The following is an 18471-nucleotide window of genomic DNA, read 5'->3' as shown; positions in this document are numbered from 1 at the left end:
AAAAAAGAAGGTGTTCGAAATGCATACTGTTTGGAAAGGAAGCATTAGCTTTGGTCTTGTCAATATACCTGTGAAACTGCATGCTGCAACAGAAAGTAAAGACATTAAATTAAGGCAGCTACACAAAGAATGTAATACCCCAATCAGCTATAAAAAAGTATGTGAAGGCTGTAATAAAGAAGTAACAGATGAAGACATCGTAAAAGCATATGAATACTCCAAAAATAAATTTGTTGTACTAGATGACGAAGATATCGAAAACTTAAGAAAAGAAAACGAAGATAAAGCTGTTGAAATCATTGATTTTGTAAAGTTAGAAGAAATTGACCCAATCTATTTCGAGAAAACTTATTTTTTATCGCCTGATACGACAGGTGCGAAGGCATACGCTTTACTAAGAAAAACGTTAGAACAATCGGGTAAAATCGGTGTAGCCAAAATTATTATTCGCTCTAAAGAACAATTAGCTGTAGTAAGAGTGTACAAAGATACGTTAGTAATGGAAACAATCCATTATCCAGATGAAGTACGCAGTGTTAGTGATGTGCCAAATATTCCTGACGTCAATATAGTCGTACAAAAAGAACTCGATACCGCGCTCATGTTAGTGGAACAGCTAACTACCGTATTTGACCCATCAAAATACACAGATGAATATCGAACTGCACTAATGGAATTGATTGAAGAAAAGAAAGCTAATAATACCGTTACACATACAGCAACTGACAAAAAGCCTCTGCCTGATAATGTGACAGATCTGATGGCAGCGTTACAGGCATCATTAGATAAAACTAAAAAGCCTGCAACTAGAAAGAGAACAACAACGAAAACGAAGAAAAAGGCATAAAACAGGTTCCGTCTCAAATCCTTTTCAGACGGAACCTTTTTCACATCAATTTTTTCTGTTTAACAAGCTCTATCGCTTCTCCTCGAGACGTAACATCAAGCAATGAAAACAACTGTGATAAATAGCGTTCAGCTGTTCGCTGGGCAACGCCTAACTTCTCGGCAATTAGTTTATTTGTATAGCCTTCAATTACCATATTCATCAATAGCTTTTCTTTATTAGTTAGTTTTAGATTATCATATTTATTCTGCATTTTTTTTGAAATGTAATCAATAAAATCAAACGGCAAAACTAAATCTCCATGTACAGTGGAACGAATCGTTTGGATGACTCTTTCTTGTGATGCTGTTTTCGATAAAATCCCATCTACTTTTTTCTCAACAATTAAAGGATAATATGAACGTATATCTTCTCCTGTATATAAAATAATCCGAGCATTTTTTTGCTGTGCTTTTATGTTTGCAGCTAACGAAATTCCATTTAATACAGACATATTAATATCTATTAAAAATACGTCATAATGCTGTTGTTGTATTTTATTTAATACATTTTCAGGATTACCTTCTGTTTCAATATACATGTCATCTAGTTTTTGAAATAAAGCTTTAGTTCCTTCTAAAACGATTGGATGATCATCTATTATTAAAACTGAAATCAAATTCATCACTTCCCTCGTAAATGGTAATTTGCATATTCAACCCTTTATTCGGTTCGGATTCAAGCGTAATATGGCCGTTAAAAGCTTCCGTTTTTTCTCTTATTCCTTGTATACCTAATGATTCAGAATGTTGAATGGTATTCGTATCAAAACCGACCCCATCGTCATTGTAAGTAATGACAAAGCCGTTATCGCATTCTTGGAGAGTTAATTCTACATTGCTCGCTAGTGAATGTTTAAGTGCATTATTGAGTAATTCTTGAATAATGCGGTAAATCATTAATGTCAATTGTTCATCCTCTAAGTACAAACGGTCAAAACTTGTAGTAAGTGTAAAGGTTGCACGTTCTTCTGTTCGCTCAGCAAGTCGTTCAAGAGCAGCATGTAACCCTATATTCGTTAATAATGTAGGCTTTAATGTTTCGCAATAAGTTCTTAAGTTATTTATTGAACGGATGAACTGTTCTTGTAGGCTTACTAATGATACCCGCGCTGCAATCGGATCTTTTTCAAAGTTTACTAAACTCATTTGTCTCGCAATATGAAGGTGCTCCTGTAGAAAAGTATCATGTAACTCTTGTGCAAATTGAAATTTTTCTTCCTCTACCCTCATCCAAATTAACTTTTTTAGCCACATAGGCTCGGCTGTATTCACTCGCTGCTGTTGCTGCAATTCATTAACGAGTTCTTCGATAACTTTCATACTTTCCAACAGCGTGTTTGTGTAAATAAGTAATAATTCTAGCCATAATAATTCTTCCGCTTTTAATCTAATTGACTTGTGACTGTCTATCACTAACCATCTTTTATATTTCGCATCTTGATGAATCAATGCAATATAAAGATTTTCATGTTTTATGATGTTACCTACAGCTATTGATTGTATTTTAGATATTTCTATAAATGAAACTTGATCATTCGTAAATTGAAAATGATTAGTTTCAAACTCATATGTGACAACAGTTACTTCTTGCACTTCTAAATGTTTCGACACTTCTTCCGTTAACTTTTGTAGTATTTGATCAACATGATAAGAAGTACTGAGCTTTTGGATAGTTTGATACAGCTTATGAATATGATTGCCCTTCGTAGTAAACAAAATTTTTCGTCCCCTATAATCGACCTTTTCTTTTAGATAGAAGAAAATAAACATTGACGCAAATATAAAAAGTGCAATCCAAACAAGCTTAGTGAGTGATAAATCATTCATGAAATAAATGCCAACTACTAGCCAGCACGTAAAAAATGAAGCCATCGTGAAATAATATCGAACCCTTGAAATATGATAGTCTAGATCAAATAAACGCTCTGTTAATTGTAAAAAAATAATGTTAAAAGGAATCAACAACAAAAATAATGCGCATATATCTGCAGCAATGAAAGGTTGCTTAAGTAATATTTCTGGTAGTACAAAAAGCAAGAGAAAAGGGAGAAAGGGGACAATCAAACCTAGAAATAATGCTCTTAATTGCGCAACTTTATGTTTGGTATACCAATATAATAAAATTATAAGGTTAATTACGAGCAATAATAAAAATAGGATTAGAACAATAGTAGAGCTAATAGATCCTATTTCAGGATAAACTATTCTGACAATACAAAGGATAATTGTAAATAAAGGAATTACATATAAAAACGTTTTATTTTTTATTAATAACTTATTTTTAGAAGATACATAGTAATTATTAAAAAAGCTCAATAGTAAAATAGGACAACTGATTAGGCAGACACTATTAATAATGATCCCAATATTATCTGCTCTTGATGAAGCTCCACTACTAATGTAAGCAAGAGCAACTGTTAGTATAAAGAAAACTAGAATATTTATATTTCGAATGCCTTTTTTATAGCAATGTAAATAGATTGCGACACATAAAGCTAACATGAAATAAATACTCGGAAATATGAAATGCATAAAAAATTGATAAGGAATATCTTTATGTTTCACAAAAATATTTAATATGATTCCACTAGGCTTCTGAACAGTTAATTCAGTTGCACCTCGAATGGATGGATTATACTCAATACTAACAATATTATTTATCGGTATGTTATCAATTTTAAAAATACGATCCCCTATTGATATACCCGCTTCATTTGCCCAGTCTTTATAACTAATCGATTCAATTTTCCATTCTTCCTCTTGTTTTTTTAAATCGATATTTATAAAAGGAGTTGCATAAGAAACATAAAGTACATAAATCCCTCCAATAATGTATATACAAATAAGTGGCCAAAATAAATTGTACTTTAAAAATTTCATTGCCAATAATTTGATTTTTCAATGCTTATTTCTTCCGCAAAGGCTTCTAAAATAGCTTTAGTCTCCTCTTCAGTAACTCCTATTATGCAAACTTTTTCTTCACTTAACAATTCTAAAATATTTATATTCTCTTGTAAAAATTGAAAGATTTTTAACATGATTATTCCTCATTTCATTATGTTTTTTAAGTAGTCTTTATTTTTATTATTTAAATTCGTGTGGTGAATAATATTTGATGCTTTGTTTCTGTATACGTTTTTAATTGCAAGTGCGTAATGGATAGCTCCACTATTTAATAAATTCGAGTTGATATTATATTGAGATAACTCTCTAGTCATATTTTTATAATATTTTTTTATTTCGATTGAAGTATCATTTTGTAATGAAAGTAGATAAATGATTGGTAAAGAAAATTTTTTATTTAATAAATCATTTTTATTATTCCATACCTTTAGACTCTGAATATCATTCTTAATTTGCTGTATGACACCTAGCGCCTTTGAATATTGTGCAACTTCACTAGATTCGTTACCAGTTGCCATTATAAAACCAACTATTGCACTCATGGCGGTCAATGATCCTGATTTTTGCTCAATCATTTGCAAATAGGATGCTTCATCTTTACATAGATTTAAAATGTCTAAATGTTGTCCATTAATACTAGTTAATGTATATTCCTCAATAATGTTTAATGCAGCATATCGGTATTCAAAAGTGCTTTCTCGTATGAGCCTTTGAGCGAGAGTTAGCATAGATAAAACTACATTTAAAGATAATGCTGGTGTTTTTGTCCATATATAATCAGAGTCTTGATCTTGCAAATCATCAATAATATCAAACGACAATATTATGAGTTCAATTGCAGCTGCAACTGTATAAATCTCTTCGTTAAAAGTAGTTGAATAATCTTGATAATGCATCAAACATAAACTACCAAAAGGGTATTCTGTTTTCACTTCTTTAAATGATCGAAACATAGTTCGTAACTCTTCACTAATTAATAGATTATTATTGATGATTTCATCTAATCTAGTACTAATTTGTTTACTTGATTCTTCCAATAGCATCACCTCTTTTTTATCTAATAGTTTTTCATCAATTTGGTTTAAAGTTAATTTCTAACAATGAAAATAAATGGTTTTTTGTTTTGATTCTGGAAATCTCTCTACACAAAATATCAAGCCCTATAAAAACTATAAGAAAATAATAGATATAAAGGAAATTAACTTATCAAATATACTATAACCTATAAATGGCAGAATTTTAAATTAATGTTTACTAATAATAATACTAAATCTACTTTTATTTATATTTCTATTGAAAATATTCAGATACCGACAGAAAAATTGTCGGTTGTAATGTCGGTATTTGTAATGATAGAGTTAAATTACCTCGAGGGAAAAATGTTTATTTGCTATAGCGCCTACAATAAAAAATTTAGAAATTAATAAAGGAGGATATTCTATGAAAAAGATAAAAGTTGGAATTTTTTCTGTTGCTTTACTTTTTGGTGGCTTCTTTAACGCACCAATGCAAGCTGGGGCAACGAGTGATTCATCAAATGTAGTTGAAGCTGCGAGTTACTCAAGAACAGAAACTCAAACATTAGTATATTTAAAAAGTGCATTTGTCCCTTCATCAATTTCTTATAATGTAGCAGGCTGGAGTGGGACTCTATATCGGACTAATATGGTTGATGCAGTAGACCATTGGCTTGTTACTTATTCTGGAACTGTAACTTGTTCCGGACCATGTGGGATGACTAAGACTGAAGTAGAGTAATTTTTAAGAAAGTGGAGTAAAAGGCATATAGCCTTTTATTCCACTTTTCTTTAATATTCATTTAATTCCTCACCCTTAAATGAAAACCATAAAATGCAATCCCTTTTATATCCTCGTTATAAGTCGTTTTAAAAACATATGTGTAACTTCCTTCTTCTTGAGGAAGTGTAAAACTATCGTTAGTAATCGTCACTGGAGTTAATGCTTCATCTTCCACTAAAAAAAGCTCTATATTATTTGGAAAAGGCAATGTTTTCTGGGGGTCAGAATCTATAATAAATGGTATATTTGTATTAGGGGGCAATATAAATCTTTTTTGCCCATCTAATGTATCCTCATCAGGCAAAATCTTCAATTCTGTTGGGCAGTTAGCTAAATCTTCATTCCAACAATAACTTAGTAATATAGGGTTTAATCCATAATCTACTTCTTTCAAGTGCAATTGAATATACCTCGGCTTACTATTGGATTCGTAAACTGTTCGTGTATCAACATTTGATACTTTCTCTTGTTCTGTTTCCACCTTTGGATCCTGACAGCCTATTAAAAAAATACTAGTCAACAATAACGCTATCATTTTCTTCATTCTTTCCCCTCCACTTTTTGATTTTATATAAAACTATACATAAAAAGAAAAATAAGTAAATATATAATGTGTTTCAATTTGATTTTTTAAAATTAAATTGATACCGACAGAAAAATTGTCGGTTGAACTGTCGGTGTTTGTAGTGATAGATTTATATTAACTTAAGGAAAAAAGTGGATTAAAACCAGATGCTGATTGATTTTCAGAATTTTTAATAGTTTAGATAAATGGGGGTTGTGTATGCTTCACTTATTACGTTTAGAGTTTACAAAAATGAAACGCTCACGCTTTACCTATGTCTTGCTATTCGTATTATTCGTATCACTTTGTATTTACTTTTTTTATATTGACCGTAAAGAAACAAAGTTAGAAGAGGCCGAAGCCTATATAATTACTAATCTTGAATCCCATCTAGAGTGGTACGAGTCCGCAAAAAAAGAACTAGACGAGAAAGATGGAAAAGCTGACCGGATATTACAAAACAATTTAAATGCCTCTGAAAGACAATACAATGCTTTCAAAATGATGCATGAAGGATTCACTAATAAAAACTGGTCTTTATATTGGCAAGGGGAAATTTTAAATAACAGTTTTTGGGAAGAAACTAAAAAGAAAGAATTGGAGTTCGTAGCAAAGAGTTATACGTACCCTACCCCCTTTACTATATTTTCAGGTATGGACCAAATGCGTTGGATGGAGGAAAGGTCGATTCAGCCTATTTTCCCAACAGGAAGTCTTACTTGGCTCAGCTTATATGATGAAGAATTTAGTGAACCGATTGCTAAAGAAATTGCACTTAAATATTCTCAAAAATATTCCACTTCAGGAATTCACTTTATTTACCACTTATTCAGTTATGGGTTCGGGTTTATCGGTCTCATGTTCTTTTTATTCCTTTTCTCCGATATTTTGACAAAAGAAGGCTTTGGGCGAAACGGTCCGATTCAAATGCTGCGTACAGTGCCAATTAGAAGATCTACATTTTGGTTTTCTAAAGCGTTTACTGTTATAGGAGGCTCTTTCCTTGTCATTTGCTGCATTACAATTGTCGGCGTAACCCTTGGTACAATATTTAATCGATTCGGTGATTGGGATTATCCAATTCTTATTTATGGACCTGATCGAACATATTCTTTTTTACCGATAGCCGAATTTTTAGGTAAATCGTTACTGCTATTTTTACTTGTACTGGCATTTAGTTTTACTCTCCTATTTTTATTTTCAATTTTAACGAACCGTGCCATTCTCACAATCGGATTAACTGTTATAGCTATTATTATCGGTCAAACATTAACGGATCAGGCTAGCCTTTTAAGCTGGGTGCATTGGTTACCGTTTCATTACATCGAAGTGTATCCTATTTTATCTGGCGAGTATGCGATAACTACAGACAATCCGATATTCACCTATCAGCAGGCCATTTTATCTCTATCGCTCAGTACGCTCATTTTATTACTTATCACGTTTAGTGCAGTGAAGTTGAGAAAAGGGGTTATGTCATGATTATCAACGTACAAGGATTAAAAAAACGCTACAAGAAACAAGAAGTGTTGAAAAATATTACGTTTCAAATTGAAGAGCCTAAAATAGTTGCACTAGTTGGTCCTAATGGATCTGGAAAAACAACAATGATGAATTGTTTGATGAATCTACTTCCATTTCAAGAAGGCGAAGTGTCGATCCTTGGTAAAAGCCATAAAGATCCATCATTGTTTTATGAAGTGTCTTACTTGCAAGATAATCGTGTATTGTACGGTGATTTGACAGGAGAAGATCACCTTAAATTTATTTGCCATGTTCAAAAGCTGCCTGCTGTAAAAGCGAAGGAAGTAGCCGAATATATCGGTATGGCAAGCTATGCAAAGAAAAGAGTGCGTAGTTATTCACTTGGAATGAAACAGCATTTATTACTAGCAATGGCTGTATTGAATAATCCAAAGCTAGTATTGCTAGATGAACCGATTAACGGGCTAGATCCAACAAGTGCCATCCATATGCGTCATATTTTAATGGACTTGCACGCTAAAGGAACGACAGTCATTATTTCCTCCCATAATCTTGAGGAAATTGACAAAATGACGAATACGATTTACTTCATGAAGGATGGCGAGATTTTAGAGGAATCTTTGACAAATTTAAATATCCCTCATTATACGCTTCATGTGTCAGAACCCGATAAAGTAAATGAGATTTTTAAAAGTAATAAGCTACATGTAGAACGACAGTCTGATAGTTTTACATTTAGCGAAGCGACATTGCCACTAAATCAAGCCATTGAAGTTCTCTATGAAAATGGTATACAAATTCACCAAATTGAAAACAGGAAAATCGGGGCAGAGAAAAGATATATGGAACTGTTTGAAAGTGAGCTGAAATCATGAAGTTCTTCATTTTTGAGCTTAAGAAAACAGTGTTTAGCCGGCGATTTTCATATACCCTTTTAGTTTTATTCATTTTTATCCTAGGACTTTATTTACGTAATGTGGCATTTCAAGATTTAGTTGTAGAAGAACAAGAAAGACAAGTTACCCTCTACACACAAGAAGCACAAAGTCACTTGAGAGTACTAACTAAAGCCCCAGAGACTGAAGCTATTACGGAACAAATTAAGTATTTGGCAAACGCTTTAAATATGCTGTATGAATGGAAGCCGCTTATTAAATCTGAGGATTGGCAAGCACGACTTCAAGCAGAAAATGCTTTTATATCAGCTATTATTCCCTATAAAGAAGTTGGTGGAGAGTTTTCATTACTTACAACAGATTTAAATCGTACTTTAGTATGGAATGAGCACCTACTGTCACAAGGTATTGAACCAAAATCAGAAAACTATAGCATCACATTGCCAAACTTTATGAAACAAATAACCGATTTATATGTAAATTTCGGCGCAATTATCCTTCTCCTTCTAATAATAGGTGATATGTTAACGATGGAGTTTGAAAACGGAAGTATTCGGCTTTTATATACGCAGCCATTAAAAAAATCTTCTATTATACATGTGAAATGGGCTAGTGCAGCTGTATTTTATATCATCATTACCGCATGTCTCTATGTATTTACTTGGCTACTCGGCTATATTGGAGGGAAATCAGGTACATTTTTATATCCAGTCATGGTAGAAACAAAAGAAAATATTTCTTTTATTACGATTGCGCAATATGTACAGTGGAGTTTACTTAGCACGACTAGCATAATTCTGTTCGTTATTTCCCTTTGTTTACTGTTAAGTCTTATTTTTAAAAACTCCATCATTACACTACTATCAACTGTGCTCATACTCATTGGTGGTTATTTTGGGATGCAGGCACTACCATTAATCAAAAATTCGTGGTTTGACCCTTTCCAATCCGTTCTTGCAGGGATTTCAATTCAACAAGTAGGCAGTGAGTGGTATTATGGCATTCCTATTATCATTTTGTTGGCAATTATTTTGTATTGGCTTTCTATAGTAAAAATAAACAGAACAAGTGGAAGCTAATTTTTTCATCTACTTAGAAAAGCGCAAGAGCCCCGTATAGCCCCGACAAGCGCTGGATGGCTCTCAAACGAAAGCATTTTTCCGCTTTCGATTGAGGGACAGAAGCGACCTCGAGGGGCTGGGCGCTGGAGCTAGACACTGCTCAAACTCCAGAAACTTATACGTTCTTATCTTTTTAAAATGACCATAGGATGCGCTATACATCCTATGGTTTAACTTTTTGTAATGGAAAGAATAACGTATGCTAGATGCACTTTCTCCATTAGTAGACTTATAATGCAATGCTATTTTTGGAAAGATGAAAGCTATTAACTACCAAAATCAAACATCCCCAGTTCAACTGAATATTGCTCCCCTGCCGTAATATCATATTGAATCATACGAAAATCATTAATTAATTCATGAACATATGTTGGTAATTCATCTTCATATACATGAATTTCTTCCTCCGATAAATAGTACTCTCCCCACCTAATAACAGGTACTGTTTTTTGAAGCTCATACATAAGCGCATAATACGGCGTTAAGGTAGCATTCACTTGTTCAAGGGCAATCGAGCTTATCATATTCGGGCTAACGATTGGATAATCTAATGTTTCTGTTTCAAAATTGCTATAAATAAAATAATCAGTTTCATAAAATGCCAAATTCGTTTCATCATTACCATCATCAAAGCCTTCAAACACTTCTGATGGCATATGATCACCAAAAAAGACAACAGTTATTGGTCTATCCATTGCATCAATTTGTTCAATAAATTTTTCTGTAGCCAAATCTGTATAATGTACCCCTTGAATATATGTTTCTATTCGAGTTTTTTCACGTTCTTTTAAATCATTTAATACTTGAAATTGATTGTCATACTTATCTTTCTCATATGGCCCATGATTTTGCATTGTCGTTAACAATATGAATAACCCGCCTTCTTCATCATTTTCCACAATGTCTAGTACTTCTTGATAGGCTGATTCGTCGCTAATGTAATTACTATTGTCCAATTTATCTTTATAAGTAAGATCGACATTACTTCCTTCATATATAAATGGATCAAATCCAAACTTCTCAAACACTTCTTTCCTTCTATATAAATTCGCATTAAATGCATGCACTGCGATTTTTTTATTAAAAATGTTTGTAACGTTCGGTACTTCATGTAAATTCGGTACTAATAATGTGTATGGAATTAGTAATGACGAATGAAAATAATTCGTACTAAATGCTGTTAATACTTCATATTCAACATTCGCTGTCCCGCCCCCGTAGCTAGATCCTAATATTAAACCTGAAGTCGTTTCATTTTTTAGAGACCTAATAAACGGCATGGGGTCATCGGATAGTTCTAATCCAGGTATGCGTAAAGGATCCATAAAGCTTTCACTTAAAATAAAGATAACTGTTTGATCTTCTAATGTTTCTTTGTCGTAATTTATTTCCGTAGATTTCCCTTTATATTTTTCGACAATTTCACTGACTGCTTCATAGGAATAGTTTGCAGGTACTTCTTCCATTACTTGAATATCTAAATTTTTTATAAACCCAGCTAGAGGACCGTTCGAACTATAATCCTCCTTCAAATCCCAGTAGATATTTGTAATACCGAATGATGTGGCGATTATTTTATATGGATTATTTGAGTGGTTACTATTGAAGAAACTATAAAATACGAAAAACAATATAAATGATAGTAGAAGTCTTTGTTGAATTGTGAAGATGGGCTTAGATTTAAATATTTTGAGGAAAAAAAAGGCTGCTATTAAAAATAAAATAACCGCTACACTAGAAATCATATGCACTTTATTTATCATTAGGATGATGTGATTCAGTTGATGGATCATAGAAAAATCACTTGGTAAAACTGGCTCATTTCGATAACTTATTTTCAAAAAGTTGGCCATGGAGAAAAGTAGTGTTGTACCGAGAAGCAAAAACGAAGCATAAGTTTTTCGGTTAAATATGACGAGAAAAGCTAAATAAAAGAAATATAGCAAAATAATATTGAAAATATAATTATGCCAATAGTTTTGTGTATAGTACAATACATCTTGCAAATTAAATTGGCATTGAAAAAGTATAAATATGAACTGAGCAATTAATAATAAACCCATTGTTATACTTAAATTTTGCAGTTTACTCTTAAAAGCAATTTGTTCACTAGAATTTTTTCTAAGTTTTATCATCTTTAATACCACCCTGCATTTATTTTTTTGCTACGTGAACGGATGCTTTAAAGTTACATGCCGCTATTTTTGAATTTGCTAGATATTTATATATTATTTAAAATCCAAGTGAACATATGGACGATAGGGAATTTTATTTTTTCTTATCAACAAAAAAACACTTCCTCCTTTTAAGGATTGGAAGTGTTTTTCAAGTATTTCAAACTTTACAGTATTAAATAGTCTTATTTAATCGGAATCCAAATTTCAGAATATAAATCTGGACTAAACGGATCCTCATCGGTGTATACTTCTAGTTCAACCGATCCTGATTGCTCATAAGGATTGGAAGGAAACCATTCAGAGTAAATTTTCTTCCATGTATTTTGCATTGCGTCTGGCATTGGGCCGTGTACTTCAAAAACTACCCACTTTGATGCGGGAACTTCCATTGCTAATAAATTTTCTGGTACATCCCCTACACGGTCTGTTGCAATCCAATAATCAATTAAACTATTGTCTTTATAGTTTCGATCAGCAACACAAACGCCAAGCACCCCTTTAATATCACCATTGTTTAAATGAAATAATTGCTTATCCATCTCTTGGCTATTCATTTCATCCCAAAATAAAGGAATGCCTTGTGTATTTTCACCCATTTTGCAATTATAAGTTCTTTTCACGCCGACAACTTGAAATTTTTCTTTCTCTACAATTTTGTACTTCATTGGTTCTGCTCCCTTCAAACTCACCTGAATGACTAGGCGGTTATATGATTGTAGTTTTCCTTGCTTCTTTCTTGCTTCACTCGGTGTTACGTTATGCTGTTTACGAAATGCTTTTGTAAAAGCTTCTGGAGTGTCATAGCCATATTTGTAGGCCAAATCGATAACTTTATTATCTGTATTCATCAATTCTTGTGCAGCTAAAGTTAGTCTTCTTCGTCTTAAATAATCAGCGATAGACATATCCGTTAAAATAGAAAATGTTCGTTGAAAATGAAATACCGAAGAATTTGCTTCTCTCGCAATTTCATCTATTGTAAGGTCATCTAATAAATGCTCTTCCATATAATTTATTGCTTTTTGTATCGATTCTATCCAACTCAAGTACGACTCACTCCTTGTATGTATCATATATTTTTGCCTACATCTTATCCTGTCATTTTATGCTTTGTTTGGACTGGTAAGGTGAATGGGCATTTAATAACTATATTCATTATATCTCCCGAATTTTAACAAGACATCATCATATTTAATAAATACGTTGTACCTTTGTTTTCTTGTATTCGATCAACAAAAAAGACCCACCTCAAATGATGCACTTGAGTATTAGGTCTCAACCATTATAGATTACTTAACTTGTATTACTTGTTGTAATTATTAGTAGTTATATTATTGTTAATAGTTATGTTTATGTTCAAAATCGTTAATAACAGACAAACTAATATAAAGAGTAATGCTGTCAACTTTTTCATCATTCTCTCCCTTGTTATTTAATATATTTGGATTTCTAAGCGTATAGATTACGTTATGAAGCTAGCTCCATATAAATGAAATTTCAAATTAAGATCTCATCAATCTACTAAACAAGAGATAATTTCCTCGTTAGTACTTTGTAGTGACCTCGGAAGATCTTTTCGATTTGACACAAGACCAAAATAATAAGTCTGCACTTCATCTTCATAAGGTTTATCGTGAATATTTATTTCTTCAGATGTTAGTTTATTTACTAGTTCTTTTACAAATGTACTTTCAGTTATCATATCTACTGCTCCTAAATGCATTACTCCGCTCAATTCATTTTTTAAAATGTAGTGCATTTGACGCGCTAACTGAGTATCCAATAAAAAACTCCATTCTAAATTACTATAAGCTTGAATGGGAATAGAATTTGAAATATTCTTTTTAATATTATTGAGTCGAGGTGAATTTTTCCCCCAAATGCCCGGGATTCTCACAATACTAACACGATTCCCCAATATTTGGACTAACATTTTCTCACAATTTATTTTATATTGACCGTAATCTGATTTTGAGATAGGTTCGTCCATTTCGTTATGGTGCTTAGACAAATCTCCATCGAAGACATTTGTCGTTGAGAAAAAGTATAAAACACTGTCTCTATTTATTAGTTCTTCAGCTAGTTTGTTGTGAAATTTAAATTGCGCATCATAATCCCCCTGTAAACATGAAATAACAATATCTGGTTGAACTGAGTTAAGTATTTCACGTATCGTTCCTTCTTCTTGAATGTCTAAGTAAAATTGCTTGTCATCCTCAAGATTTGTTGTTGATGAAAAGTAAGTTCCGTATACATCGAAATCATTTAAACATTCTGCAGCGATCGCTCTCCCTACCAATCCACTAGCACCAATAATGAATAATTTCTTCATATTAACTCCCCCTAATACAGAAAATTCTAACTATAACAATTTTACACTATTATTCTCATTACACGCCAATACTGTGACTTTTTTAGCTAAATAAAAAAAAGACTTTCCTTTTTTTAAGGAAAGCCTCTCGACTACACTTAGTCCTTTACGAATTGTAACGTGGTGGATCATCTTGCGATTTTGAATCTTTTTTATCAGAATTCATCATCTTAGTAACCCTCCTGTTTCATGTTCGATTGGAAGTGGAATCTTTATTAGTATGCCTAACCTGTTATTTTTTATTCAGTAATGATTCAAAATGTTTATCTTAATTAAATCACTACTGCCTTCATGTCTTAAAAATTTATGAAATTTGATTCGAAATCTACAGGCAGCGTCTTACAACTATTTTTTCTTGTGTAATAACTTTTCGTTTTGTAGTATTTTTTAACTTATTCTCTGAAATAGAAAAAACACTACAAAGCTTTGATAACAAAGAATTTGCAGTGCTTTTGGGTTGGTTCCTTTCCTCCTTGTTTCCATCAGAATCAACAGACGCTACTAGTTCTTTTCAAGGCTGATAAGGACTCGTTTAATGGTTTCCACCATACTTCAAAAACTTTATCAAGTCTACTTTGTTCCAAAGCTACTTCCCCTAATGCTTTATTAATGTTTTTTAGCGAACTTAGCTAGTGTTAAGAAGTTCACTTTTTTATTACAAAATAAATCACATACAGCCATCCGAAAATACCGTGAATAATTGCCCACAGTATTGACTTATTGACAATCCAAGAGATGAATATCGCTAATACAACTCCAAACCCAATTACGCTAGATATTACTTTCTTTATTTTCCTTTCTTTTATTGATCTTAGCATTTACACCTAACCAATCCTTTCCGCTGTTTTATCAATAAGAATATTTCGCTTACGTAATACCTTATGTCGTGACATATATAATTTATCCGCTATATCTTCCCATTCATAACAACCGTCCTTGTCCCAATAACGCATGTCAACGACTGTGCGCATATCTTCATCCAGTTCTCGGTATAAGCCTTCCGCAGTCATGATGATGTGCTTTAAATTTTGGTAGTAAGCATCATTAGCGAGTACCATTGCTTTTTTAGCAGTTGTATCAGTTTGAGATGTTTACTTTGTATACCTTTTGTATACCTACTATTAAAAAACCACCGTATTCCAAGAAAAAGAAAAAAGCGCTAGAAACGTTGATGTATCAACATTTCTAACGCTTTTAAAATCACTCTCTAACCAGTGATTTTCTGTATTTACGTCCCCAGTAGGATTCGAACCTACGACCGCGAGCTTAGAAGGCCCGTGCTCTATCCAGCTGAGCTATGGAGACAAAGTGTTTTCCGTGTATCTAATAGGAAAGACAATATTTATTATATGTATAAACAGAAAGAAAGTCAATACGTTTCCCTAAAAAAATCCCTACATTCAAATAATTTATTTTTTCTATAAAATCATTTGTTCAAAATAACAAAATCACCTTGCTCCAATACAGAAACAAGGTGATTTTACTAACGTTCGAATCGAATCATTTCAAGTAATTTATTTATATTTGAATAACAATTTATATTATACACGTTATCTTCAATATTCACTAAAACATAGCTCTTATCATCGCGTCCACGTGGTTTAAGTAGACTACCTGGATTGATAAACAATATATCATCAATCATCTCAGCACCAAGCAAATGCGAATGACCAAAACAGCAAATATTTGCGTCTAGTTCTTTAGCTCGGTAGGTTAGCGATAATAATGAAGACTTCACATTAAATAAGTGGCCATGTGTAACAAAAATTTTCGTCTTGCCAAGCTCTAAAAGTAGCTCATCGGGGAAACGGTCATCATTGCGATCACAATTTCCGCGCACTCGCGCAACTCCTTCTAAATACGGATGGTCATACGGTAATTCACTATCTCCACAATGAATGATTGCTTCCACATCCGTATGAAAATCACGTACTTGGCGTATGACCTCTGCATCTCCGTGTGTATCACTCATGATTAATAGCTTCATTGCCACACATCCTTTACATTAATGTTGGCAAAGCTTCTGCAAGTTTACGAATAGCATTGCCGCGGTGTGAAATCGAACCTTTTTCTTCAGGAGACAACTCAGCCATTGCGCGCTCTAAGTGTGGTACGTAGAAAATTGGATCATAGCCAAAGCCATTTGAACCACGTTTTTCTTCTAAAATAACGCCTTCACACGTGCCGAATACCGTAAACGTCTCCATTTCCGGACCTGCAATGGCAAGTGCACAACAGAATCGTGCTGTGCGTTCTTCCTCTGGCACACCTGTTAACTTTTCTAACACTTTTACAATATTTGCTTCATCGTCGTGATCACCTGCGTAACGCGCTGAATAGACACCTGGTTCACCATTTAATGTATCTACTGCTAATCCACTATCATCTGCGATAACAATTGTATTTAATGCTTTCGCTAATGTTTCAGCTTTTAATACAGCATTTTCCTCAAATGTTGTACCTGTTTCCTCGATTTCCATATCCGGTGCAACCTCAAACATCGTAACAACTTCGTAACCTAGTGGAGCAAAAAGTGCTTCAAAATCTTTTGCTTTGCCTTTGTTTTTTGTTGCAATGACAACTTGCTTCATTTTATGCTTCCCCCTTAGAACCTACTAGTAAAGCTAGTTCACCAAGCGCTTGTTTTTGAATTTCGATTAATTGCGCAATACCTTCTTCGCCTAGCGCTAATAACTCGTTTAATTCCTGACGTGAGAATGTCGCTTCCTCACCAGTGCCTTGTAATTCGACAAAGCGACCAGCACCTGTCATGACAATATTCATATCTACTGCTGCATCAACATCTTCAACGTAGTTTAAGTCTAAAACTGCGCCGATTTCATCAATCATACCAACACTTGTTGCCGCTAAAAAATCAACAATCGGGAATGTTGCAAACGGTTTTGTTTCACCTAGTTTAGCAATTGCTTGTGTCATCGCAACAAATGCACCTGTTATTGAGGCTGTACGCGTTCCTCCATCTGCTTGGATAACGTCACAGTCGATCCACACTGTTTTTTCTCCTAATGCTTCTAAATCCACTACAGCGCGCAATGCACGTCCAATTAAGCGCTGGATTTCCATTGTCCGGCCATTAACTTTACCACGCGAAGATTCACGTTGTGTACGTTGTGCTGTCGCTCTCGGTAGCATTGAGTATTCTGCAGTAATCCAGCCCTTTCCTTGACCACGTAAGAAACCAGGTACTTTATCTTCAATTGTTGCTGTGCAAATTACTTTCGTGTTGCCTACAGTAATTAACACAGAACCTTCTGGATGCATTAAATAGTTATTTTCAATTTGAACTGTACGTAATTCGTTCACAGCTCGTTCGTCGTGTCTAGTCATGATTGTCCTCCTTATACTTTCGCGCCCTAATCTTATCATAAAATGCTACGTCAAAAAAGATGAAGGTCTATAATTCCAAAAAGAAAAGCCCGAATGGAAGTGTATCCAATCGGGCGAATTGTTAAAATTTTATTCGTCGAATATCTATGTTTTCTTGCTCTAGCCATCTCTCAGCAATTGAACGGAAAATAGGCACTGAGCCAGATGCAAAAAAGACATGGTGAGGTGCCTCATCATTTGTACGAAGCTGATTGTTGTAAGAAAGAATCGCTTCTGCATCACGAGCTGTCTCTTCTGCGGAAGACAATACGTGCACACCTTCCCCTAAAGCTGCTTCTATTTGCTTTTGCAAAATTGGATAGTGGGTACAGCCTAAAATAACCGTATCAAAACGTTCATCTTCAAGCGGCTTTAATCCATTAGCGACTAAATCATAAGAAAACTGACCTTCGTATTCGCCACTTTCTACAAGTGGTACAAATGTTGGGCACGCAAGCGGAATTACTTTCGCTTTTGTTGATAAAGAATGTAATGCTGTTTCATAAGCAGCACTTTTAACTGTACCTTCTGTAGCTAGCACAACAATTTCATTGCGCTTTGTTTTTTTTATAGCAGCACGAGCCCCTGCATTAATTACACCTAGAACAGGGAATGGCATATTTTTTTGCAAGCTTTCAAGTGCTACCGCAGTTGCTGTATTGCAAGCAATTACTAGCATTTTAATATTCATTTTTTCTAACGCCTTAGCCATTTGCCACGTAAAATTACGTACTTCTTGCTTTGTACGCGGACCATATGGACATCTAGCTGTATCACCAATATAATAAATTGTTTCATTCGGCAAAAGTTCCATAATTGCTTTTGCTACTGTTAAACCGCCAACACCAGAATCGATTACACCAATCGGGGCATTCAC

General features: G+C 33.7%; 17 protein-coding genes, 1 tRNA gene and 1 pseudogene. 5 read left to right on the top strand and 14 right to left on the bottom strand.

Annotated elements, in window-relative coordinates; all coding sequences use genetic code 11:
- Positions 1-19 precede the first annotated feature (19 nt).
- Positions 20-847, top strand: a complete 828-nt coding sequence (ku, locus tag AAFN87_RS01255; RefSeq protein ID WP_347789173.1) for a non-homologous end joining protein Ku — start codon at positions 20-22, stop codon at positions 845-847.
- Between the two features lie 40 nt (positions 848-887).
- Here ku and AAFN87_RS01250 read toward each other — a convergent pair whose 3' ends face one another.
- From AAFN87_RS01250 to AAFN87_RS01235, 4 genes are read right to left on the bottom strand one after another with little or no spacing between them, the layout of a single operon-like run.
- Positions 888-1511, bottom strand: a complete 624-nt coding sequence (locus tag AAFN87_RS01250) for a response regulator transcription factor (RefSeq protein ID WP_347789172.1) — start codon at positions 1509-1511, stop codon at positions 888-890.
- A complete protein-coding gene (locus AAFN87_RS01245) occupies positions 1480-3768 on the bottom strand; it encodes an ATP-binding protein (protein ID WP_347789936.1) in 2289 nt (762 codons plus the stop codon). Before AAFN87_RS01245 ends, AAFN87_RS01250 begins: the two co-directional genes overlap by 32 nt.
- Positions 3765-3926: a competence pheromone ComX gene (gene comX, locus AAFN87_RS01240; protein WP_347789171.1), complete on the bottom strand. Its 162-nt coding sequence runs from the start codon at positions 3924-3926 to the stop codon at positions 3765-3767. The genes AAFN87_RS01245 and comX overlap by 4 nt, the downstream gene beginning before the upstream one ends.
- A gap of 9 nt (positions 3927-3935) precedes the next feature.
- Positions 3936-4835 carry a polyprenyl synthetase family protein gene (locus tag AAFN87_RS01235; RefSeq protein WP_481886426.1) on the bottom strand — a complete coding sequence of 300 codons (900 nt, stop codon included), beginning with the start codon at positions 4833-4835 and terminating at the stop codon, positions 3936-3938.
- Positions 4836-5232: 397 nt separating this feature from the next.
- Between AAFN87_RS01235 and AAFN87_RS01230 the strand changes: the two genes are divergently transcribed.
- The gene (locus AAFN87_RS01230) at positions 5233-5550 is read left to right on the top strand and encodes a hypothetical protein (RefSeq protein ID WP_347789169.1); all 318 of its coding nucleotides are present in this window, start codon (positions 5233-5235) and stop codon (positions 5548-5550) included.
- Between the two features lie 61 nt (positions 5551-5611).
- Here the strand turns inward: AAFN87_RS01230 and AAFN87_RS01225 are convergent, their stop codons facing one another.
- Positions 5612-6136 (bottom strand): hypothetical protein, encoded by a 525-nt coding sequence (locus tag AAFN87_RS01225; protein WP_347789168.1) that lies wholly within the window; start codon positions 6134-6136, stop codon positions 5612-5614.
- A 240-nt stretch (positions 6137-6376) separates the two neighbouring features.
- Between AAFN87_RS01225 and AAFN87_RS01220 the strand changes: the two genes are divergently transcribed.
- The 3 genes from AAFN87_RS01220 to AAFN87_RS01210 are packed head-to-tail and all read left to right on the top strand — an operon-like array spanning position 6377 to position 9617.
- Positions 6377-7639 (top strand): ABC transporter permease, encoded by a 1263-nt coding sequence (locus AAFN87_RS01220; protein ID WP_347789167.1) that lies wholly within the window; start codon positions 6377-6379, stop codon positions 7637-7639.
- Positions 7636-8517, top strand: a complete 882-nt coding sequence (locus tag AAFN87_RS01215; protein WP_347789166.1) for an ABC transporter ATP-binding protein — start codon at positions 7636-7638, stop codon at positions 8515-8517. The genes AAFN87_RS01220 and AAFN87_RS01215 overlap by 4 nt, the downstream gene beginning before the upstream one ends.
- Positions 8514-9617 carry an ABC transporter permease subunit gene (locus AAFN87_RS01210; protein WP_347789165.1) on the top strand — a complete coding sequence of 368 codons (1104 nt, stop codon included), beginning with the start codon at positions 8514-8516 and terminating at the stop codon, positions 9615-9617. The genes AAFN87_RS01215 and AAFN87_RS01210 overlap by 4 nt, the downstream gene beginning before the upstream one ends.
- A gap of 308 nt (positions 9618-9925) precedes the next feature.
- Here AAFN87_RS01210 and AAFN87_RS01205 read toward each other — a convergent pair whose 3' ends face one another.
- The 9 genes and pseudogenes from AAFN87_RS01205 to racE all read right to left on the bottom strand — a co-directional run bounded on the left by AAFN87_RS01205 (position 9926) and on the right by racE (position 18471).
- A complete protein-coding gene (locus tag AAFN87_RS01205) occupies positions 9926-11794 on the bottom strand; it encodes an LTA synthase family protein (RefSeq protein WP_347789164.1) in 1869 nt (622 codons plus the stop codon).
- A 224-nt stretch (positions 11795-12018) separates the two neighbouring features.
- The gene (locus AAFN87_RS01200; RefSeq protein WP_347789163.1) at positions 12019-12882 is read right to left on the bottom strand and encodes an AraC family transcriptional regulator; all 864 of its coding nucleotides are present in this window, start codon (positions 12880-12882) and stop codon (positions 12019-12021) included.
- A gap of 467 nt (positions 12883-13349) precedes the next feature.
- Entirely contained in the window at positions 13350-14168 is an 819-nt protein-coding gene (locus AAFN87_RS01195) for a sugar nucleotide-binding protein (protein ID WP_347789162.1), read from the bottom strand.
- An 863-nt stretch (positions 14169-15031) separates the two neighbouring features.
- Positions 15032-15283: pseudogene (locus AAFN87_RS01190) on the bottom strand (hypothetical protein); the annotation flags it as partial.
- A 155-nt stretch (positions 15284-15438) separates the two neighbouring features.
- Positions 15439-15512: transfer RNA gene (locus tag AAFN87_RS01185), tRNA-Arg, on the bottom strand.
- A gap of 178 nt (positions 15513-15690) precedes the next feature.
- On the bottom strand, positions 15691-16194 hold the full coding sequence (locus AAFN87_RS01180; protein WP_347789161.1) for a metallophosphoesterase: 504 nt from the start codon (positions 16192-16194) through the stop codon (positions 15691-15693).
- A gap of 13 nt (positions 16195-16207) precedes the next feature.
- The gene (locus AAFN87_RS01175) at positions 16208-16798 is read right to left on the bottom strand and encodes an XTP/dITP diphosphatase (RefSeq protein WP_347789160.1); all 591 of its coding nucleotides are present in this window, start codon (positions 16796-16798) and stop codon (positions 16208-16210) included.
- Position 16799: 1 nt separating this feature from the next.
- The gene (gene rph, locus AAFN87_RS01170) at positions 16800-17555 is read right to left on the bottom strand and encodes a ribonuclease PH (RefSeq protein WP_347789159.1); all 756 of its coding nucleotides are present in this window, start codon (positions 17553-17555) and stop codon (positions 16800-16802) included.
- Positions 17556-17676: 121 nt separating this feature from the next.
- Positions 17677-18471 carry a glutamate racemase gene (gene racE / locus AAFN87_RS01165; RefSeq protein ID WP_347789158.1) on the bottom strand — a complete coding sequence of 265 codons (795 nt, stop codon included), beginning with the start codon at positions 18469-18471 and terminating at the stop codon, positions 17677-17679.

It is taken from the genome of Solibacillus sp. CAU 1738 (genome assembly GCF_039888725.1).
GTDB lineage: Bacteria > Bacillota > Bacilli > Bacillales_A > Planococcaceae > Metasolibacillus.
This window is presented reverse-complemented; position numbering and strand designations above follow the sequence as displayed.